The organism is Streptomyces sp. NBC_01571 (genome assembly GCF_026339875.1).
Classification (GTDB): Bacteria; Actinomycetota; Actinomycetes; order Streptomycetales; family Streptomycetaceae; genus Streptomyces.
In genome coordinates this window covers 8,694,386-8,714,093 of record NZ_JAPEPZ010000001.1, presented here as the reverse complement: position 1 = coordinate 8,714,093, position 19,708 = coordinate 8,694,386, and the positions used below count along the sequence as shown (strand labels likewise).

The 19,708-nt window shown below is 66.4% G+C and carries 16 protein-coding genes, 1 tRNA gene and 1 pseudogene; 6 read left to right on the top strand and 12 right to left on the bottom strand.

The window, feature by feature from the left end; translation table 11 throughout:
• Positions 1 to 462 precede the first annotated feature (462 nt).
• Positions 463 to 1,380, top strand: coding sequence for a helix-turn-helix transcriptional regulator (locus OHB41_RS38990; protein ID WP_266704160.1), 918 nt, complete (start codon positions 463 to 465; stop codon positions 1,378 to 1,380).
• A 21-nt stretch (positions 1,381 to 1,401) separates the two neighbouring features.
• On the opposite strand, the gene OHB41_RS38985 is transcribed toward OHB41_RS38990, so the two are convergent.
• Positions 1,402 to 2,379 carry a phosphotriesterase family protein gene (locus OHB41_RS38985; protein WP_266704158.1) on the bottom strand — a complete coding sequence of 326 codons (978 nt, stop codon included), beginning with the start codon at positions 2,377 to 2,379 and terminating at the stop codon, positions 1,402 to 1,404.
• 837 nt (positions 2,380 to 3,216) lie between these two features.
• Between OHB41_RS38985 and OHB41_RS38980 the strand changes: the two genes are divergently transcribed.
• The 5 genes from OHB41_RS38980 (at position 3,217) to OHB41_RS38960 (ending at position 7,466) form a co-directional block, all read left to right on the top strand.
• Positions 3,217 to 4,725 carry a MarR family winged helix-turn-helix transcriptional regulator gene (locus OHB41_RS38980; protein WP_266704156.1) on the top strand — a complete coding sequence of 503 codons (1,509 nt, stop codon included), beginning with the start codon at positions 3,217 to 3,219 and terminating at the stop codon, positions 4,723 to 4,725.
• Positions 4,722 to 5,294, top strand: a complete 573-nt coding sequence (locus OHB41_RS38975) for a helix-turn-helix domain-containing protein (protein WP_266704154.1) — start codon at positions 4,722 to 4,724, stop codon at positions 5,292 to 5,294. Before OHB41_RS38980 ends, OHB41_RS38975 begins: the two co-directional genes overlap by 4 nt.
• A gap of 163 nt (positions 5,295 to 5,457) precedes the next feature.
• Positions 5,458 to 6,174 (top strand): ParA family protein, encoded by a 717-nt coding sequence (locus OHB41_RS38970; RefSeq protein WP_266704152.1) that lies wholly within the window; start codon positions 5,458 to 5,460, stop codon positions 6,172 to 6,174.
• Positions 6,171 to 7,028 carry a hypothetical protein gene (locus OHB41_RS38965; protein ID WP_266704150.1) on the top strand — a complete coding sequence of 286 codons (858 nt, stop codon included), beginning with the start codon at positions 6,171 to 6,173 and terminating at the stop codon, positions 7,026 to 7,028. The genes OHB41_RS38970 and OHB41_RS38965 overlap by 4 nt, the downstream gene beginning before the upstream one ends.
• Before the next feature lie 126 nt (positions 7,029 to 7,154).
• Complete coding sequence (locus OHB41_RS38960) at positions 7,155 to 7,466, top strand: hypothetical protein (RefSeq protein ID WP_266704148.1); 312 nt, start codon at positions 7,155 to 7,157, stop codon at positions 7,464 to 7,466.
• Positions 7,467 to 7,692: 226 nt separating this feature from the next.
• Here OHB41_RS38960 and OHB41_RS38955 read toward each other — a convergent pair whose 3' ends face one another.
• The 11 genes and pseudogenes from OHB41_RS38955 to recD2 form a co-directional block, all read right to left on the bottom strand.
• On the bottom strand, positions 7,693 to 9,567 hold the full coding sequence (locus OHB41_RS38955; protein ID WP_266704146.1) for a UvrD-helicase domain-containing protein: 1,875 nt from the start codon (positions 9,565 to 9,567) through the stop codon (positions 7,693 to 7,695).
• Entirely contained in the window at positions 9,567 to 11,723 is a 2,157-nt protein-coding gene (locus tag OHB41_RS38950; protein ID WP_266704144.1) for an ATP-dependent nuclease, read from the bottom strand. The genes OHB41_RS38955 and OHB41_RS38950 overlap by 1 nt, the downstream gene beginning before the upstream one ends.
• 170 nt (positions 11,724 to 11,893) lie before the next feature.
• Positions 11,894 to 12,199, bottom strand: a complete 306-nt coding sequence (locus OHB41_RS52740; protein ID WP_266704142.1) for a hypothetical protein — start codon at positions 12,197 to 12,199, stop codon at positions 11,894 to 11,896.
• 202 nt (positions 12,200 to 12,401) lie between these two features.
• The gene (locus OHB41_RS38940) at positions 12,402 to 13,133 is read right to left on the bottom strand and encodes a restriction endonuclease (RefSeq protein WP_266704140.1); all 732 of its coding nucleotides are present in this window, start codon (positions 13,131 to 13,133) and stop codon (positions 12,402 to 12,404) included.
• A 5-nt stretch (positions 13,134 to 13,138) separates the two neighbouring features.
• Complete coding sequence (locus OHB41_RS38935; protein ID WP_266704138.1) at positions 13,139 to 13,756, bottom strand: restriction endonuclease; 618 nt, start codon at positions 13,754 to 13,756, stop codon at positions 13,139 to 13,141.
• Complete coding sequence (locus OHB41_RS38930) at positions 13,734 to 14,957, bottom strand: endonuclease domain-containing protein (RefSeq protein ID WP_323138434.1); 1,224 nt, start codon at positions 14,955 to 14,957, stop codon at positions 13,734 to 13,736. Before OHB41_RS38930 ends, OHB41_RS38935 begins: the two co-directional genes overlap by 23 nt.
• A gap of 274 nt (positions 14,958 to 15,231) precedes the next feature.
• Positions 15,232 to 15,314, bottom strand: a tRNA-Leu gene (locus OHB41_RS38925).
• A gap of 345 nt (positions 15,315 to 15,659) precedes the next feature.
• Positions 15,660 to 15,827: a hypothetical protein gene (locus OHB41_RS38920; RefSeq protein WP_266704134.1), complete on the bottom strand. Its 168-nt coding sequence runs from the start codon at positions 15,825 to 15,827 to the stop codon at positions 15,660 to 15,662.
• Between the two features lie 285 nt (positions 15,828 to 16,112).
• Positions 16,113 to 16,360: pseudogene (locus tag OHB41_RS38915) on the bottom strand (single-stranded DNA-binding protein); the annotation flags it as partial.
• Between the two features lie 382 nt (positions 16,361 to 16,742).
• Positions 16,743 to 17,075 (bottom strand): MHYT domain-containing protein, encoded by a 333-nt coding sequence (locus OHB41_RS38910; RefSeq protein WP_526025012.1) that lies wholly within the window; start codon positions 17,073 to 17,075, stop codon positions 16,743 to 16,745.
• Positions 17,076 to 17,416: 341 nt separating this feature from the next.
• Positions 17,417 to 19,660 (bottom strand): SF1B family DNA helicase RecD2, encoded by a 2,244-nt coding sequence (gene recD2 / locus OHB41_RS38905; protein ID WP_266704130.1) that lies wholly within the window; start codon positions 19,658 to 19,660, stop codon positions 17,417 to 17,419.
• Between the last annotated feature and the right edge of the window lie 48 nt (positions 19,661 to 19,708).

Genomic DNA, 19,708 nt, shown 5'->3' with positions numbered 1-19,708 from the left:
TCAGAATTACCTCGGCTATTTATCCGGAGTTCCATCCGCTGATCTCTGGCATTGAAAATCTCCACGGATATGGCTCTCCAGCCGATATTCGCGTCCCGGATTTTCTGTCGTCCCGCGACCGCCTCCGGCACGGACTTGCGGGCGGCGCTGCTCCGTCTTCCGCTCCGGTGCCCGACGAAGGCCGGTCCGAGGAGGAAACCGTCGGCTCCGAGCCCGTCGGCGACCTTCGCGGCCTCCGCGGGGAGCGGCCGACGCCGACGATCCGATGGCCGGCCGGGCGGGCCGCCGGCCCCGCCCGACTACGCTGGGGGCATCGATCGCGTGGTCGCCACGGGCGATGCCGGACGCGACAATGTCGTTCCCACCGGAAAAGGGAAAAGGGGCCACCGCGGTTGCTCTCGCTGCGGGCGGAGGGAGAGGAGACGCGTGTACCGATGGACCCCGGCTGCCCCCATACCCTCGGTGAGCGACTGGAACGACGCGTTCACCGGTCTGCACGGGGCGAGTCGCATCACCGTGCCGGATCGCACCGCTCCTTGGACCGGGCGTCTCGACTCCCAGCGGACCCAGACCTACGGCATCGCCCTGTGCAGCGGCGGCCAGGAGACGGTCGTCCGGGACGCCCGGCACATCACCTCCGATCCTCGCGGCACCTACGAACTGCTCGTTCCCCTGGCCGGGACGGCCTGGGTGGAGCAAGGGCACTCGGCCGGCGAGATCCGGCCCGGCGCCATGGCGCTGTGCGACATGGACCGGCCGGTGACCTTCGCCCACGACGACGACTTCCTGTCGATCGCGCTGATCGTGCCTGGTCGCGAGGTTGCCCACCGCAACCCGGCCGCAGTCCGCGAGCCACAGATGCTCAGCGCGGCCAACGGTCTCGGCCGGGTGATCCGCACGATGGTCACCACGTTGCAGGAGGAGCGTGAACAGTTCTCCGAGACGACCTTCGACATCGCCTGCGAGCGCGTGCTCGACCTGGTGTGCCTGGCCGCCGAGGGCGCGACCGACTCGGCACCGTCGGACCGGCGAGCGGCGGTCGAGGCGGAGGTGCGCCGCTACATCCGCCGCCACGCGTGCGACGACGACCTCGACATCGCCACCGTCGCGCGCGCACTCGGCTGGTCGGCCCGCTACATCCAGCACGTGCTGCAGGCAGCCGACACGACCTCGCGTGACCTCATACGCCATGAACGGCTGCGCCTTGCCCGGACCCGGCTGGCCAGCGCGAACTGGACCGGACACTCGGTGGCGCAGATCGCCCACTCCTGCGGATTCGGCAGTCATGCGTCGTTCAGCACCGCTTTCCGGCAGGAATTCGGCATGACACCTCGCGATGCCCGGCGCGGCGCCCTCCCGCCCCGGACAGAACCGCGATGAACGTGCTCCGCCGTCGGCCGGTCAGCCGCCCAGCGGGCTGAAGTACCGACGCGGGTTGTCGACCAGCATGGTCGTGAGCTGCTCCTCGGTGACCCCGGCCCGGCGCATCGCGGGGAGCACGTTGTCGTGCAGGTGCGTGTGGTGCCAGTTCGGCGCGATCTGCTCGCGCACACCGGCAGGGAACCAGTCGACGTGGCACGACGCGTCATGGGACAGCACCATCCGGTCCGCCAGTCCCTCCTGGGCCAGGGCCGCGACAGTCGCCACGCGCCGGTCGCCCGGCAGCAGGATGTCGAGACCGAAGCGGTCCATGCCGACGTACGAGCCGTTGTCGATGAGCCGGTGCAGGTAGTCCAGGTCGTCGGTGTCACCGCTGTGGCCGATGACCACCGCCCCGAGGTCCACCCCCTCGCTGCGCAGGATCTCCTGTGCCACCAGGCCGGCGCGGGCGACCGCGTCGGTGTGGACGGTGATCGGTGCTCCGGTACGCACATGTGCCTGTGCCACCGCCCGCATCACCCGCTCCACACCAGGAGTGAGCTCTTCCTCGATCGCGCACTTCAGGAACGCGGCCTTGACGCCCGTGTCGGCGATGCCTTCGGTGAGCTCCCGGACGAACAGTTCGGTCATCCCCTCGGTACCGCCGAGCATCGTGCCCGGGCCGTGATACCGGAAGAAGTTCGGGACGTCGCCCAGTGTGTAGATGCCCGTGGCCGCGATGATGTTCAGGTCGATCTGCTCGTTCACCAGCGCGACCCGGCCGACATCGCGTCCGAGGCCTATCACGGTGGGGTCCACGATCGTGGTGACGCCGGTGGCCACCAGGTCCTTCAGCCGGCGCACCGCGTCGCGGACGCGTTCCTGCTCGTCCCAGGTTTCCGGGAGGCTCTGGCGGAATTCCTCGCTCAGGACGAAGACGTGCTCGTGCATCAGGACGGTACCGAGGTCGTCGACCGACACGGGGCCGCGGACGGTCTGCACCTGGGAGGGGGAGGTCATGGAAGTCCTTCGGATTCTTGCCGCGCCCGAACGGCGGCGGCTTGATCGGAGTGAGGGCGGGGGTCCGGCCCTGGCAGCTCGGACTCGCCGCGCGCCGGGTCCGCACCGGCGGCCGATCCGTCGGCCGCGGGTCGGCACGACGTCCACTCTCGGGCAGCACGACCGGGGTGTCTTTCGCGTCGGCGCACAGACGTTGTCCGCGGGCGCAGGGTGCCGGGAAACCCGGCGGACACCTACCTGCCCGGCCCGGTCCCGGCAACGCTCGCGCGGGCGAGTCCCTGCCCTGACAAGGCGGTTCACCGATTCCCTTCCGTGAGGCGGAAGTGGTGTTGCGGCGCTGTGACGCCCTTCCGGACGATGCCACCACCGAAGACAGACGGGAGTCGCACGCATGCCGCACACGACCGCCTTCGCCAGGAACCAGTGGTACAGCTAGCGCATCTTTCTGACCTGGGCTTATGCGAGGCGATGAGGCTGTGACCTGCTAGGTCGGGTTGCAGAGGCGATCGGAGGCAGTCAGAGGAAAACGCTCTGATTCGACCCCGGTTCGACCCGGGTCGCTCGGAGGCAGTCAGAGGCATCAGCCCCTGAAACTGGCCTTTGAGGGACCTGAGTTGGCCGGTGTGGATCAAGAGTGAGCGACTCTGGCGGGGCTCTGATTCGACCTCGGTCGAGCTGCGATGGGGACGCCTGCCTCCGCTCGGGGCCGGTATGACCAGGACCTCCAGGACGGCAATCCTGGAGACCTTGCCGACGCCGATGGAGGTCGGTCCCGGACACCACCCGTGGTTTTAGCGGGCCTGGGTGGCGTCCACGTCTTTGCGAGACGACCCCACCGTGACGCACAACACCCATCACGACCTCTCTCGACCAAACGCATCCCAATTCAACGGCGTTGTTCTGGGCTACGCCCAACTTCCGTCGGCCGCAACCGATCTCATTCTGCTCGGCGATCTCACCGGCCGCTACGCCACCGGCAGTTACAGCCGACTCTCCTCCGACGGCCGGACCGTGATCCCGCGCGGGGACCGCCAGGGCGCGGCCGAGCACGGACACCGGATCACCGCGGCCATCGCCTGCCACGTCGCCCGCGCCGGCGGCAGCATCGACCAGCTGACGCAGCTTCTGCTGCACCCCGAGCACGAAGGCGGACGGCACACCCGCAGCATCGCGCTGCGCTCCGGGCAGACACGCGCCCTGGACTACATCCGCCGGGTGTGGGCCAGCGCCTCGGAAACGGTCAGCAGCACCATCGCGCTGGGCTCCCGGCACGAGGCGTACGAGGTCCTCGCCGCCCTGCGGGACCGGATCGAGACCACGCCCTGGCGTGGGGAGCGGGGGCGGACCGCGCTGCGGGTGCTGCGGGCGCATCTGAACTTCGCCGAGATCGCGGGCGGCCCCCTGCACCACGCAAGCGAGCGGCAGACCACCGAAGAGGCGGGCATCTCCCGCACGACACTGCGGGCCGTCTACGAGACCATCCTGAAGCCGGGAGGCTGGCTTCGCCGCCTGCGGGTCGGCCATGGCCAGGAGGGCTCGACCTGGTACCTGGGCGCCGGGAGCGTTCTCGGTCACGGTGACCCGGCTCTGCTGTCTCGTTTCCGGTCCACTCAGTTCCCCCCCGACCCGGCACTTGGGGAGTGGACTACCCCTGAGACGGCCACGACAGCCGACATCGACTCCACCGTCCTTGCACGTCTGATGAGCCACGACGCCTTCGCCCACGATGGCCTCGGCAGTGCCGCCCTTGTGATCATCAGTGCTCTCCACCAGCGCCCCAACCAGACCGTCGGCGAGCTCGTCGGTACCTCCTCGGTCTCGCGCGCCACCACCTACCGGACCCTGAAACGCCTCGCCGACCACCGCCTCGTCCAGCACACCGGGGAGGCCTGGGCCCTCGCGCCACGTGCGCTGGAGGGCTTCGGTATCCGCCTCCCGGACACCGACAACGGACACACCGCAGCGCCAGCACAGGGCTGGGACAAGGTCGCCGAGCAACACGGCACCCGGGGCATCGCGGCCCGGCGCAAGGCCCTGCACATGGCCGAGCGGGCCGCCTACCAGGAGGCACTGGACCGGTTGACCCAGCACCGCAGCAGGGCTCTCGTGATCGTCCGCGACGGCCGTCAGGTCCTGGTACCCATGCCGCGCCCCGACGAGATCCCACCGACATGGCACGCCCCGGACGGGCGCGTCCTCGACCCGGTCACAGGACGTCCGGCCGCCGACTGGCGGGTCGCCACCGACGGCCGCCTGATCCTCATCACCCCATCGGACCAGCGCAGTTACGACGAGCTGGCCGCTGCCCATGCCGAAGCCCTCAGCGAATGGGAGTCCGTCGCATGAACCCAGAACCCACGGCCACCCCTGACACGCACGAGACGGTGACACCCCAGGCCCTGCGCCAGCAGTACGAGGCCGGTGCGACGGTCGACGAACTCGTCACCGCCAGCGGCCTGTCGTACGGCACCGTCCTCAACCGGCTGCACGACGCCGGGACCGTCATGCGCAGCTCCTGGCAGACACGCCGGATGCGTCAGAACCCACAAGCCCGCAGGCGGCTCGCCGCCCACCTGCGCACCCTGTACGAGCAGCACGGCGCAACCCTCACCGAACTCGCCGCAGCGGCAGGCGAGACGAGGCGCGGCGCCCGGCGCCTGCTGATCGAAGCCGGCGGCACCGTGCGCACCACCCAGCAGACCCAGCGGATGCGCTCGACAGCCCGGGCCGCCGAGCGGCACAAGGCCGCGCTCTCCCTGCGCACACGGTACGAGGCCGGAGCCACGGTGCCAGAACTCGCCAGGGAGCACAGCTACTCCGTCGCCACCGTCTACCGCCTCCTGCACCAAGCAGGCACCCGCATGCGGCCCCAGCACCACCACGGACCGGCCCACGACACGAGGAAGCAGCCATGAGCCACCACGTCCTCGCGGGTGTTACCCACCTTGCCCGGCAGATCAAGAAGGCGGCCGTGTGCCAGTCCGGCCGCCAGAAGCCAGCACGGGCACCCCCGTCGCCAGCCCGCTCGCCAACGCGCGCACCAAACAACACCCCTACCCTTCAGGAGATCAAGCACACGTGAACGAGAACACCCGCCACAAGACCCTGGCCGCGGCCACAGAACACGTCTGGGACGCGTTCGTCATCGTCGTCGGCATGCTCAAGGGCGGCACCGGCAAGACCACCTCCGCCTGGTTCATCGCCCTCTACTACGCCTTCGTCCTCGGCCTGCCCACGTTGCTGCTGGACGCCGACGCGACCAGTCAGTCCGCCTACGACTGGTTCAAGGTCGCTCAGGCCGCCGGCTTCGAGGTTCCCGAGAACCTGGTGGTCGAGCGGTACCCGTTCGACGACATCGCCGAGTACATCCGGGCCAAGCGCACCGAGTTCGGCGCGATCGTGGTCGACGCCGGCGGCGGCAGCGCCCGCATCTTCCACGAGGCTGTCACCGAGGCGAACCTGCTGCTCGTGCCGGTCGCCCCCACCAAGATCGAGCGCCGCAAGCTCGTGGCCACCTTCGACGAGGCCGAGCGCGCCGCCGCCCGCAACGACCACGGCGTCACCGCCCACGTCGTCATGGTCAAGGCCGACGACCGCACCAGCCTGCCCAGCCGGGCAAAGGACCAGCTCCTCGACCCCGCCCAGGGCGAGGGCATCGGCCCCGACCGCGACGAGGCCTTCCCACTCGCCGAGACCACCATCCACTCCTGGGTGCACTACATGGAGGCCTTCGGCGAGATCCCGACCGAACTGAGCGAGTACGCCAAGCTGATGAAGGAGCTGACCGCAGCATGACCGAACGTATGAAACCCCCGGCCCGCCGCGCGGGTCGCGCCCTCGGCAGCGGGGCCAAGAAGACGACCCCTCCGCCCCCTCCCCCGACCGCCGAACTCACCCCCGAGCAGTACGCCGCCGAACAGGCCACCCCCCAGGACGAAGGCCATCCCTCTGCCAGCGAGCCGCAGGCTCAGTCCACGCCTCCCGCCGTTCCCACCGAGGCGTCGGCGCAGGGCCGAACTGAAGCGGTACCCGAAGTCACACAGAGCTACGCGAAGCAGACCGCCCAGACACCGGCCGGCTTCGTGCCGGAGTCGGCCGCCAGTGCGCCGGTTGGTGTGAAGGTCGTCGCCCCCGAGGCGGCGCCCGGTGGGGAGCCGGTGGAGCAGCAGGTGACGCCTGTGGTCCTGGCCCACGAACCTGCAGCTCCTGCGGTGCGGCCGGCGCAGCCGAGCGAACCCGCTGCGCAGCATGGCCCGTCTCCCGTCACGTCCGCGGCTGCTGGCGCGACTCCGGCCGCCGAGGTGGCAGTTCGTCCAGCAGCTCCACCATTCGCGGGCGGTGCCGCGTTCCCGGTGAGGACCGATGGTCCGGGATCTCACCAGGAGCAGTACGTGCGAGCGGATGCAGAACCCAGCGAAGGAACGCCATGGGCTCACGGCCCTGGTCGTCCCAAGGACATCCCTGAGACGGCCGTGATCCTCAACCAGCGCATCATCACCCGCGAGAGCCTCGACTCGTCGGTCCCCGCCGCGCTGAAGCTCAAAAAGCGGATCAAGCGCTTCGCGCTCGACAACGAACTCGACCACCTGCCCATCGGCGACATCGTCTCCGTCGCCCTGGACGAATGGCTCACCGCACGCGGCTTCTGACGCCGCGTGCATCTCCCAGGGTGTCCGCGAACGGTCAGCCCGTTCGCGGACACCCGTCCCACCGACTATTCCACTAGTCGACTAGGCGGCTAGCTAGTCGACTAGTGGACCGGCCTGGAGCAGCCCATGCCCGATCTCTCGCACCACGCCCGTCAGCTGCGTGAACTGGCTGACGCTCTCGACGCGCAATCCGACCCGACCGACAACCCGTTGGCGCCTCATCCGGACACACTGGAGGTCATCAACGGCCGCCACACCAGTCGGGGACAGATCAACTACGCCGTCCCCGACGCTCTTCAACTCCAGCGGCGCATCCGCCGATACCACGCAGACCATGGCATCCAGCACGGCGACATCGTCGCGCTTGCACTCGACGCATTCCTTCGCGCCAAGGGCTACCCGCCCGACGTCAAACCGCCCAAGGCAGATATCTCGTGAGCGGAGCCGATCACTACCTCCTGCTGCGCAGGCCCCGACTCAAAGAGTACTGACGAGAATCAAGTTCTAGCTGCGAGCCCAAGGAAGCCTCCGCTCGCTCTCGGGTCATGTAGAGCCGTCCCACTTCTTCAGCCCGTCGTCTATTCACTGTCGGCCAAGTGCCGTGGAGTTACTGCACCCTCCCTGGAACTTCCTTCTTCCGGCCAGCAGCAGAGATATGCGTTCGCTACACGGCACTGCTCGCTTCGGGAGCACCACCCATCACACTGTCTCCGTCGAACTGCAAAGAGTGGATCCGTGAACTGCCCACCCAGGCACATAGAGTGTCGAGCGCGGCTGGGTCAAGCCTCGCGGTGAACAGGAGAGCCAGGTGTTGCTTGGCTCGCGAACACGCCACGTAGAAGAGGTTTCTCGCCCTGACAAACGCTTCCTGGTCTTTCCCTGTCAGTTCGTGACGCCGTGAATAGCTTGCCAGCATCTCGGGGATCTGGAAGCGGGTGTGCCCCTTGCTGATGACAGTGAGAACCCGGTCAAACTCCTGTCCCTTAACTCCGTGTTGTGTGGCGAAGGGTGTACCACCGCCGAGATGGTCATGCAGGGCCAGCAGTTGCGCGTAGGGCACAGCCCGTAGTGCCTGGTACTCCTTTGCTCGCGCCTTGGCTTTGTCGTCGCCTGCGGCCTGCGCGCCGTCATCCGTTGGCGTCTCGGACTTCTGCTGGCGTTCGCGTATTTTACTCAGGCCGTCGAACAACCGTTGTTTCAGACAAAGGTCGAGGACATCCCCAACCGTTCCCGTTTCGCGTGTCTCATCGATTTCATGCAGTACTGCAGCCCAGGTGCGCTTGTCGGCAGGAGAAGTGAGAAGTGAGCGGTGGCCGAGTATGTCGAACATCGCACCGTAGCGCTTGTTGCGGTGGTGGAGCAGGGCGGGCTCTAGGACGTCGAGGAAGAAGGCCATGATGTGGTCTTCTTTCTTCACGTAGGACTCGTTGCGCCGGAAGGCTTTGTGGAGTCGCTGGTAGCCCAGTTCGCCGGCAATGGTCTCGTGCGTGAGCATGAGGATCTTGGTGTTGGGAGCGACTGTCTGTGCGGCGGCGATGCCGACTGACTCCTCAGCGCGCCAATGGTGTGTGCGGGCGTCTTGCAGTACCCAGCTGCGGGCAGCGTGTGCCGCGTCCCACCCGATCTGACCCTTCTGATGGTGAGTGAGCCTCGTTCCGGCCCAGTCGTTGGTGTGGTAGATCGTGACGCTGCCCTGATCTGCTCTTGGGTTTGCGGTCTGTTTCAGTTCAGGGCGCATCGAGTTGAGGAAATCCACCACTGCGCGCTCGGAGCGGCGATTACGCCGCCTGATGATCGGTTTCAATCGGGGGTCGGTGATGGTTCCGCACACGTTGTCGTAGATCTGTTGCCAGTGGTCACCGAAGAATCCACACAGGGGGCCACGGAAGCGTGTCTCCTCGTCGGGCGTGCCTAGTAGGGCTTCTGCGAGGCCGGCGGGGGTGTCCTGGTACTCGTCGACGAAGACGACCGGGAATTGGTCTGCGACGATGGCCCGGAATTTAGGCAGGGTGAAGAGCTTGCAGGCCAGGGCGGGCAGGTCGTTGTGCGCCAGCTGCACATGGAGTGTCTCGTGGTCGATCTTTGCGAAGCCTGTGGTGTAGCCGACGGTGTAGCCGTCGAGTGACGTTCGGCCTTCCAGCTTTGGCTTAACGGCGTCGAGTTCGACGAGATGGCGCAGCAGGTGTCTTGGGAAGGGCGACAGGAGCCGCCACAGGAAGCCGTGGATAGTGTCCGCGTACACGTAGGGACTGCTGTCGGTTCGGCTGATGATCTCGTCGCGGGCCACGTTGGTGTATGTGATGCAGGCGACGCGCTGGTCCCGTCGCGGGAGGTAGCGGTGTCGGTGGGCGATGATGCCTTGCACTGCCTCGATGAGTGAGCTGGTCTTGCCCGCGCCCGCTCCGGCTTCGACCTTAAAGTGGCGACCGTCGTGCAGGGTGCTGAGGATTGCCTCCTGTACGGCCTGCGCCTCGGACGCGAACACGTTGACGACGCTCTGTGATGGCGTGTGTGTCAGGTTCTTGATCGGTGTCGTCATCACTCGGACTCCGTCTTCGTGGCCGTTCCATCCTGCTCGATGAGCCATTCGAGACCGCGCTTGATGTACTTCGGGACTTCCCATTCATATTCACCCAGTACGTGCTCCAGGGCGAAGTCGACCTTGCTCGCCTTGCCCACGACCTTGTCGCGAGCGCTCTTCTCGACCTCTACATTGGTGAGCCCATCCGTGGCTCCGAGGTCGAAGAGTGATGGGTTTGCCAGGACGAACGCGTCCTCAAAAGTGCGACCGCATGGACCTTCGGGGTGTTCGGGTACCTGGTAGGCCAGACAGAGGTTTGCGGAGACGAGCGGGGCCGTCTCGGCACGTTCGAGAAGCTCGGCCACCCGGTGTGTTCCTGCTTCATCGGTCCATTCCTTGATGGACGGATTGCAGGTGTGTCCGCCTTCGGACGCCGCGCACTTGGGCGACTTGGGCTGGCTCGTGTCGACGGGGTCGAGATCGGTGATGATCAAAGTTGGGATGCCGAGGATTCTGAGCAGCGGGAAGAACTTGTGGGCGAAGAAGCCTCCCACTTCCATCAGCGTTACGTACTGCGGCGGCAGCACCGTGCCCGGTGTTCCGGCGACGATCTTCTCTTCTGCTGCGGGGACGAAGACGCGCTCGCTGGCACCTTCGACAAGGATCGCTTTGTCCGCGAAGTACAGGTCGGCTCGCGTGAGCGTCAGATACTTGAGCAGGAACTTCTCGTCGCTCGCCAGCTTGGAGAGGTCCTTGATGACCGTTCGGGCGGGCCTCTGCTGTTCGCCAGGTTCGGCGGCTTCTTCCTCCTTACGGAAGTACCGGATGTTGGAGAAGCGGGCCCGGTTCGCTACGTGGGCCGAGTGGGTGGTCACCACGAACTGGGCGTTCCAAGATGCTTCGTTCCTGGCGCCAGGGGCGTTCTCGTTCGCTGCACCTGTCCGCTCTGGGGTGTTTGCGCGCATCTCGGCGTCGAGCTTCGGGAAGAGTGTGGGGAACAGGAGGAGTTGCTGGATGAAAACTTCCTGCATCTGTGGGTGCAGATGCGCCTCGGGTTCTTCCAAGAAGATCATATGGATTCCCCACTCATGGGACTTCGCTGTGTGTTCTCGGTAGAAGGTGAAGAGCCTGAGCAGCATCAACACCAGATTGCGAGTTCCGAGACCGTTGTATGACTCCGGAAACCTGACGCCTTCCGCTCCTGGGTAGTGGATGCGTGCGAAGTTCTTGAGGAGTCTCCTGGAATCCAACTGGGCAGCCGTGACGAACTCATGATTACCCAGCCCCGGATAGCCGAAGGACTTCAGAGCCGGCGCCACTTGGCTACGGATGTCCTGCAGGCTGGTGTCGAGGTCGTTCGACGTATGGGTGAGCCTCTCGTCGATGCGTGTGGCGAGGTCCTCCAGCCACTCCACACGCTTGCTGCCCTTGGCAGCAGTGAACAACTGCTCGAAGATCGCTCCGATCGGCTGGGAGGTCTCCCGGTCTTCGTCATCGAGACCTCGTTGGGCTTCGAGGAAGTCCAATTTCACGAGTCTGTGAACGTCCGCCAGGTCGACCGACCGTTGGTTCGTGTTGTCCGTCGGGTCGACCGCAGTCACAGAGAGGCCGAAGTGTGCCGGGATGCGTCTGGCAAGGCGCTCCAGGGGCGCGCCCGTGCTAGAGACCAGGTCGCCGAGGAACGCCTCCAGAGCTCCGTCGTTCAGGGCGTAGGTGAAGTTGATCACGACCTCGGAGCAGTTCGGGTCGAGGTCGACGACGAAGGGGGCCAAGGGCCCGTACTGTCCGGAATCCGCGTCGTAGGAGATGTGGAGGGTCAGGCTGATTTTCGGAATGCGGCCGTGCGCCTGCTGCGTCTCACCTTTGGCGTAGAGATCGTACGCGTCAAGGAACTCGCCGTAGCAGTCCGCAGAGAAGTCCTCGATGCGCAGCTTGGCATCTTTTCTTGCCGTGAGCAGCTTAAATAATTTCGCCAGCGATGTCTTTCCTGTGTTGTTACGGCCGACACAGACCGTCGCTTCGTCAGCGAAAGTCAGTTCCGCTTCACGCAGGAGCCTGAAGTTGCGGATCACGGCCCTGCTCAGGCGGGGCGGCCTGGGAGGTTCGATGATCTGGGATCCGTTCAGCTCAACCCGCTGCCCTGGAATGGCATTACTTGTACCGGTTTGAGACATCTCAGCTCCCTGCCGCGCATGTGTATCCAAGGGCACCGACGCGAGCACGCGACAAGCAGGGCACAGCCCCTGCCGCGTCCACGTCCCCTCGGGCTTCAGGGCCGCATCCTGCCACCTCAAATCTCTCACTGCACATTTCTCGTAACTCATTCAACTTCGATCAAAGCAGATCAGTAATCGGCATTGAACGGGTTATCACAAGCCGCCTCGACAAAGCCGGTCATAATGCACTGAATCTGGATGGAATACCTTCTCTGAACCAAGACGCTGGTCACGCCGCGAACGTCCGCCGTACGCATCAAGCCGACCCCCCTTCGCCGCTCACACGCTCGACGCCAAAGCGTGTCGCAGGACGCCGCGATCAGCCGGGCTGAACCGGTCGTCTGGCGCGTCTGGTCACGCGCTGCGGGTGAGGTATCGATCCGGTCGACGGCCTGGACGGTACGTTGGAGCCCCATCACCCTGCCGACACTCACGCAGGATCCTGTAGTTCTTCATCCGTTCGATGACATGCTCCACGCGGGCGCGCATCCAGTGTGCCGGAACGCCGGGTCCCGTCACTGGAGCAGTACCAGCGAGACGCTCGCGGGGACTTGGTCCCGCGGTACTGGCTGTCTGGGTCCGTCGCCCTACTGTGGGGGGCGACGGACCCACGCTTTCCAGGCCGGATTCCTTACGCTACGCCGCACTCTCGATGCCGAGGACGTCGTAGAGGTGCTGGCCGTGGGCCCAGAGATTCAGTTCCGGACGACTCACGAGAACCAGGGCGCGTCTGCGGGCGAAGTCCATCGCCGGCTGTGTGAAGCCGTTCAGTGCGATCATGATGGGCACGTCCGATCGATGATGCAGGCGGGCCGCTCCGTTGAACTGCTGTACATGGCCGGACCCGACGGGGCTGGAGTACTGCTTGCACTGCAGGATCACCAGGCGGTCGTCGCCGTCCCAGGCCGTGACGTCGGCGCCGAGATCGCCTGCGCCTCCCACCCGCCGGGGCTGCCGAAACCCGTCGCGCGCCAGGAGGTCGGCGCACGCCTGCTCGAACCCCGACGCGCTCATCGAAGCAAGCTGCTTCATCTTGAAAGTCAGCACCTCCGGCTCGTCAGCGGTCTCGGCCTCGTCCACGTACCGATAGGCGCCCGCTCCGGACAGGCCAGAGAGAAGGCCGGCGAGAAGCAGGAGCAGCGTCAGGCCGCCGACAACGGTGAGGGCAGTCCACCATGGATGGTCTGCGACCAGGCACCACAGGTCCACGGTGATCCACCGCAGTACGTCTTCGGTGAGCCATTTCCACAGCATCTTGCCGACAGCCAGCGCGATCACCGCGTACAGCAGGAATTTCAGCAGCGGGTCAAGTGACCCGTCCTCCTCGAACACCACACCTCCGGACGCTCGAAAGTAGATGCGGAACACGCGGGTCACGCTGCCCGTTTGAAACGGAAGGGGCGTGAGCGGGCGGGCAGGCCGAGGAGTTCGTGCAAGGCGGCGCCGTTCTCGGCCCAGTGGCGCAGCCTTTCCCGGTCGATCCAGTGGACGCCGTGCCGGTCGCCCCAGGTCATGGCGTCGCGGGTGAAGGCACCGTTGGTGACGACCACGGCGTGCTCCGCCTTGTGGACAGGCCTGGCTGTGCCCTTGACCGCGTACATCACCGAGGAGCCGACCTTCCCTCCGACACGGGTGTGCTTGGCCTGAACGACAATCCGACCGCGCTGCAGGTGATCTCCGATGACATCGGCGCCTTGGTCCCCGCCGCCCCCTACCCGGCTTGCGGGCCAGCCGTCCCGGACCAGCAGATCCCGCAAGGCGTACTCGAAACGCCGGTCGTCCAAGGCGTCAATTTCGGCGAGGGTGATCCGCAGGTCCGCCTGACGCTGCCTGTCACGCTCCCGCCGCACGGCGGCCCGACCGAACCGCCACGCCACAACAACGGCCGCGCACAGAACGCCCAGGAGAACAGCCGGCCATGCGGCTCTCAGACCGGTGAGAGCCGCGGCCGTATCGGGTGCGGTTTCCTCAGAACAGGGCCAGGCCGTCACCGCTGGTGTCGGCGATGACGGGCCGGGGTTGAGCGGGTAGGTCGTCGGTGCGGTCGGGTCCGGCCTCGGCAGCCACGGCAGGCGCCGTCGCGGCCAACCAGGTACGGAACTGTTCGGCAGCTTCGCGGTAGGGGACGTGCGCCAGGACACGGTGCTCGCCGGACGGGCAGAAGTCGACGACGACCGTGAGGACGCAGGCATGGGGCGCGTGGTGACTGCCCGTCCACGAAACGCGCAGGGCGCCGCAGGGTTTGCGTCCGCGGGAGCTGCGGGGATCGCGGTGGGTCGGACGCTGTGACCGGCACGCTACGTGGGCGGTCCATGCGGCGAGGTGGGCGAGGGGCAGGGTGGTGCGGGCGCGGCAGCCGGGGCAACGGTGCCAGTGCCGGAGCCAGTCGGCAGCGTGGGTGTCGAAGAGGCGTATGTAGTGGCCGGCCACGCGGATGTCGTTGCTGTAGAGGTGGTCGGGGCGCTCCTGTGTATTGCAGGACTGGCAGACCGGGGCACGGACATAACCGTGTTCATGGCAATGATCCAGTACGGCCGCGGGTGCGGTGCGGCAGACCGCGCACGCCCACCCGGCTACTTTCCGCGCCATGCCGGGCTTCCTGCTGAGCACCGAGTACAGCTGGCCCTGCAGTTCCCCGTTATAGCGACGCAGCGGGACGGCTGGGGCATCGGGGCTCGTAGTCTGCCCGACGTCGGCGGCCGGGGTCTGCCCAGGGTGGACGGATGGCTCGGTCACGGCCGTGTTCGCCTGGCGGGCCTGCCTGGCATGTAGCCACTGCGTTTCCGTGTGGGCTGCCCCATCCAGGAGCCTGACCACCGCGCGTGGCAGCCACCACGACCGCGCCGCCCGGCCATGAGGCCGTTGCACGAGCAGCCTCCGCCAGTCGATCCCCGCCAGATGGGACGGCCGGGCGTCTCCACCTTGGCCTGGAGGCCGGGGGCGGCCCGCTTCCTGCAGATCCCGGGAGATACGCTCGCGCCACGGCACCAGCGTTCCCTCGTTCCGTTCCGGCTTCAGCGCGCGGCCGAACGGGCCGATACGGACCAGGTCCTGGCGGTCCATCTCCACCGCGCTCAACTCCGCCGCCGCCCGGCGCAGCTCCCTCTCCGAAACGCTCCACGAGCCGCTGCTGGCCTTCACCATCGCCACCACACGCCCGCCGAGCACCACGTACTCCGTCTGAGCATGCACGGGAAAGGAGGTGAACACCGCAGCAGCCGACGGCACAACGCTGCCAGCCGTCAAACCAGCCCACAAGGCATCCGCTGCGCCCAGAGAGATCAACCCGTCCGCGCGGGTCGCGGTAACACGCTCTGACATGCCGCCAGGCTAGCCACCCGGCACAACACAGCAATTCCCGGCCCCGTCACCGGAAACCCGTCGCGTTACGGCCCCGGATTCTCCAGCCGCGAGAATTACCAGTTCTGGCTGGCCGTGCAATCGGGCCCGGGCTCTGTCGTTGAGGTAGGAGTGGAGGGACTCGAACCCTCACGTCCATAGGACACCGGGACTTGAATCCGGCGCGTCTGCCAATTCCGCCACACTCCCCAGCACTCCACTGCGCCCCTGCCCCGGGCTCGACTCAGCCCGGGACCAGAGGGCGGACCCGTGTACCGCCGTCACGCCGTAAACGGACCACCGTGCCGTGAAGCGATCACCATAATATCCCACCAACTCGCCGCTCCCGCCTACTTCGTGGGCTCTAGCGTCTGCCACATCCAGCCTGCAGCGCACGCCACCAGCGGAACATGATCACGGCAATATCGCCTCAGACCGCACGGATTACACCGGCGCGCGGCAGGCGTCAACTAGGCGCCCGGGGGCGTGACGGCGACAGCGGGCAAGTGCGCCAGTGAGGACCGGCGTTCACCCGAGAGGACGACCGCTGGGGAGTCAGGAGGCGGCTGGTGGGGGTACGGCCAGGATGTTGCGGACCACTACCGGGTCCAGTCCGGTACGTCCTGCGATCTGCTGGACCGTCTCCCCTGCTTGCCGGGACGCGACGATGGCGGCCCTGAGGTCCCGGCGCGCTGCCTGCAGGACCTCCTGCGCTGCCGTCACAGCCGCAGCCGCTGCCTCCAGCTTGTCACCCCGCGGCGTATTCGCGGACGGCTGCGGCATCAGAGCGTGGCCTGCGTGGTCGGAGTGTTTACACTCTCCGCAGGGGGATTCGGCTGGACGGGACTGGCGGTGGCCCAGGGATCGTCCGGCGCGTTCTCTCGCGCCGGCGCAGGACGGGCGGTACGCGTGACTTTCACCGTCGCAAAGGTCATGAAAGCACCCCCACCATCGTCATCAAGCACCATGCGAGAGCTTTTTCCCACTCGGATGTATCCCACCGGTCCGTGTGCAGCCGGCCCGTCACCACCACCCGGGGCTCCCTCGAACACCGACCCGGCCAGGTTCTCCGCGAGCTGACGCCACGCGCTGCAATCATGAAGTCTCGCCATCACACCATGCGTTCGTCTCCCGGTCGTACGTCCGTGGTGTCGATGCCACCGTGAACCGCGCCACTGCAGCCCCGCAGCGGTGAACCGCAACTCTGGATCGTCCACAAGGCTCCCCATCACTGTCAACGGCACCTCATTACGCATACCCCAAAGCGTTCCACACCCCACCGACAACACCGGCCGCGGGCAAGGAAGTGAGCCGCGGAAGAGTCGGGGCCGGGCAAGCGCCCACACGGCGCAGAGAAGTGCAGTGAACTCGAAACGGCAGATGGACGTAGCAGAGATCGAAGCTCCCGCCACCCTGCCTGGTGGCGGGAGGAGCTCGGCAAGGTAACCGGGGGGCGACCGCGCCGAGTGTGTCTGCCTGCCTCCCCATGCCTGTGGGCAGACACCGTCCGGAAGGCACACCGGACCGTGGGGGCTGGTACCCATAGCGGGCCAGCCCCCACAGCTATACCCGCCCCTCGCCGGCAGGAGAGGCTGCCGGCGTGAGCCACCTCGCCCGCTGGGCGCGGTGGCTCTGTGGTCAGGGCCAGTTGGGGTGGTGGCCGGACGGGTTCTGGGAGCGCGGTTCGAAAGCCTGCTGGTCAACAGCATGTGCATGGGCTGGATTGGTCTGCTGCGGACGGCCGGTGGACGTGGTGGTGTCGTAGGTCCATTCACCGGCGCCGAGGATGAGGACCGGGTCGAACATGATGATCGCCGCGGCCACGACCAGGAAAGCGAGCGGGCCGATCAGCATCGGCAGCAGCAACGACGTCGGCGTCTGCCATGCCGCTGTGTGACCGCCATGGGTGTCGAGTTGCACGCTGACGGCTGCCATGCCGGTGTAGTGCATACCGGACACCGCCGCTCCCATCGCACTAACCTGTATCCACTCCTGTGGACCAGTACCGCATCGTTGATGCTGCACGTTGAAGTGCGGAGTCTGCTCGGTAGGTATTTCGCTGCTGGCACTCGCGCAGATGATAGAAGGGCCACGCTGCCAGCAGGGAGATTACCAGCGGTTATGCGGATACTGGGTGTTCGGTCGAGTGGAGGCTTTAGCGGGCACGCTTGCGGCTTTCCGGTCAGTCACACTTCGGGCAGTCCGGTGGCCATAGCCTCTTCGGCGATGTGCACCGCAGTGTGCCGCCTTTCCAGTTGGAGACATGTGGGCCATGCTGGGCCTCCTCAGGGTCCGCGCCAGGATAATCCCGGTTACGCAGGGGTGAGTCGGTGGTCGAGTGCGGTGTGTCGTCGGCCGGCGCTGATGGTGCGGACTGCTTGACCGAGGGCTTTGCGGGAGCCGACGAGTACCACGAGTTTCTTTGCTCTGGTCACGGCGGTGTAGAGGAGGTTGCGCTGGAGCATGGTCCAGGCTGAGGTGGTGAGGGGGATGACGACGGCGGGGTATTCGCTTCCCTGGGATCGGTGGATGGTGACGGCGTAGGCGTGGGCGAGTTCGTCCAGTTCATCGAAGTCGTAGTCGATTTCTTCGTCCTCGTCGGTGAGGACGGTGAGTTTCTGTTCTTCGGTGCTGAGGGTGGTGACTACGCCGACGGTGCCGTTGAAGACGCCGTTCTGACCTTTTTCATAGTTGTTGCGGATCTGGGTGACTTTGTCGCCGACTCGGAAGGTTCGGCCTCCGAAGCGGCGTTCGGGTAGTCCTTCGCGGGCGGGGGTAATGGCGGCTTGCAGGAGGATGTTGAGGTTGCCGGCCCCGGCGGGACCGCGGTGCATGGGGGCCAGGACCTGGATGTCGCGGCGGGGGTCGAGGCCGAATTTCCGCGGGATGCGCCTGGCTGTGACGTCGACGGTGAGGCCAGCTGTGGTGTCGGTGTCGTCTTCGGGGAAGAGGAAGAAGTCGGGGAGGTTGTCTGTCAGCGGAGGGCGGCCCTGGTTGATGCGGTGGGCGTTGGTCACGACTCCGGACTGCTGGGCCTGTCGGAAGATTTTGGTCAGCCGTACGGAGGGGATGGGGCTGTGGGGGGCGAGCATGTCGCGCAAGACCTCCCCTGCGCCGACGGAGGGCAGTTGGTCGACGTCTCCGACGAAGAGGAGATGTGCGCCGGGCGCGACTGCTTTGGCGAGTTTGTTCGCCAGGATCAGGTCGAGCATGGATGCTTCGTCGACGACGACGAGGTCTGCTTCCAGGGGCCGGTCGCGGTCGTAGGCGGCGTCGCCGCCGGGCCGCAGTTCCAGCAGGCGGTGGACGGTCGAGGCGTCGGCGCCGGTGAGTTCCGACAGCCGTTTCGCTGCCCGGCCCGTGGGTGCGGCGAGGACCACTTTCGCTTTCTTCGCCAGGGCGAGGGTCACGATGGACTTCACCGTGAAGGACTTGCCGCAGCCCGGACCGCCTGTCAGAACCGCGACTTTCTCGGTCAGCGCCAGTTTCACTGCTTCCTGCTGCTCCGGTGCCAGTTCCGCGCCCGTCCGGCGTGCCAGCCAGCCCAGTGCCTTCGTCCAGTCGACGGGTGTGTCGCTGCGGGGTGAAAAGGCGGGCATTTTGTCGGTGCCGGTGCGCAGGAGTCTCAGGAGCTGGTTAGCCAGGGAGGTCTCGGCACGGTGGAACGGCACCAGGTAGACGGCCGTCACCGGCTGTCCGTCCGGGCCGGGGACGCTTTCGCGGACCACGCCGTCTTCGGTCACAAGTTCGGTGAGACAGTCGATGACCAGGCCTGCTTCGACCTGAAGGAGTTTCACGCCATCGGCGATCAGACGTTCCTCGGGGAGGAAGCAGTTGCCCTGGTCGCTGCTCTGTGAGAGCGCGTACTGCAAGCCTGCCTTGACCCGCTCGGGACTGTCGTGAGGGATCCCGACGGCCTGGGCGATCTTGTCGGCGGTCAGGAAGCCGATGCCCCAGACATCGGAGGCGAGCCGGTAGGGCTCGTTCTTGACCACCCCGATCGAACTGTCGCCGTACTTCTTGAAGATCCGCACCGCAAGGGAGGTCGAGACACCCACGCCCTGCAGGAAGACCATCACCTCCTTGATGGACTTCTGCTCCTCCCAGGCCGCCGTGATCAAAGCGGTCCGTTTCGGGCCGAGCCCCGGCACCTCGACCAGCCGCTCCGGCTCCTGTTCGATGACATCAAGACTGTCGATGCCGAAATGCTCGGTGATCCGGTCGGCAAAGCGAGGCCCGATGCCCTTGATCAGCCCCGACCCCAGATACCGCCGGATTCCCTGAATGGTCGCCGGCAGCACGGTCATATAGTTCTCCACCGTGAACTGCTTGCCATACTGCGGATGCGACCCCCACCGCCCATACAACCGCAACGACTCACCCGGCTGCGCCCCCAGCAGCGCCCCGACCACCGTCAGCAGATCATTCGCGCCGCGCCCGGTGTCGACCCGGGCCACCGTGTAGCCGGTCTCTTCGTTGGCGTAGGTGATGCGCTCCAGCACCCCTTCCACCTCGGCGAGCTGCCGCTGCGGCACCTGGGCCGTACTCACACCCATCCCCCGATCCTGTTCTGCCCCCATCCACGGACCTACGCTACCCACCCA

Excerpts from the sequence above, each read along its gene's own strand:
- OHB41_RS38960 (WP_266704148.1), top strand. The coding sequence starts at position 7,155 with ATGCCCGATCTCTCGCACCACGCCCGTCAGCTGCGTGAACTGGCTGAC.
- OHB41_RS38910 (WP_526025012.1), bottom strand. The coding sequence starts at position 17,075 with ATGGGAGCGGCGGTGTCCGGTATGCACTACACCGGCATGGCAGCCGTC.
- OHB41_RS38965 (WP_266704150.1), top strand. The coding sequence starts at position 6,171 with ATGACCGAACGTATGAAACCCCCGGCCCGCCGCGCGGGTCGCGCCCTC.
- OHB41_RS38955 (WP_266704146.1), bottom strand. The coding sequence starts at position 9,567 with ATGACGACACCGATCAAGAACCTGACACACACGCCATCACAGAGCGTC.
- recD2 (WP_266704130.1), bottom strand. The coding sequence starts at position 19,660 with ATGGGTGTGAGTACGGCCCAGGTGCCGCAGCGGCAGCTCGCCGAGGTG.
- OHB41_RS38975 (WP_266704154.1), top strand. The coding sequence starts at position 4,722 with ATGAACCCAGAACCCACGGCCACCCCTGACACGCACGAGACGGTGACA.
- OHB41_RS38985 (WP_266704158.1), bottom strand. The coding sequence starts at position 2,379 with ATGACCTCCCCCTCCCAGGTGCAGACCGTCCGCGGCCCCGTGTCGGTC.
- OHB41_RS38950 (WP_266704144.1), bottom strand. The coding sequence starts at position 11,723 with ATGTCTCAAACCGGTACAAGTAATGCCATTCCAGGGCAGCGGGTTGAG.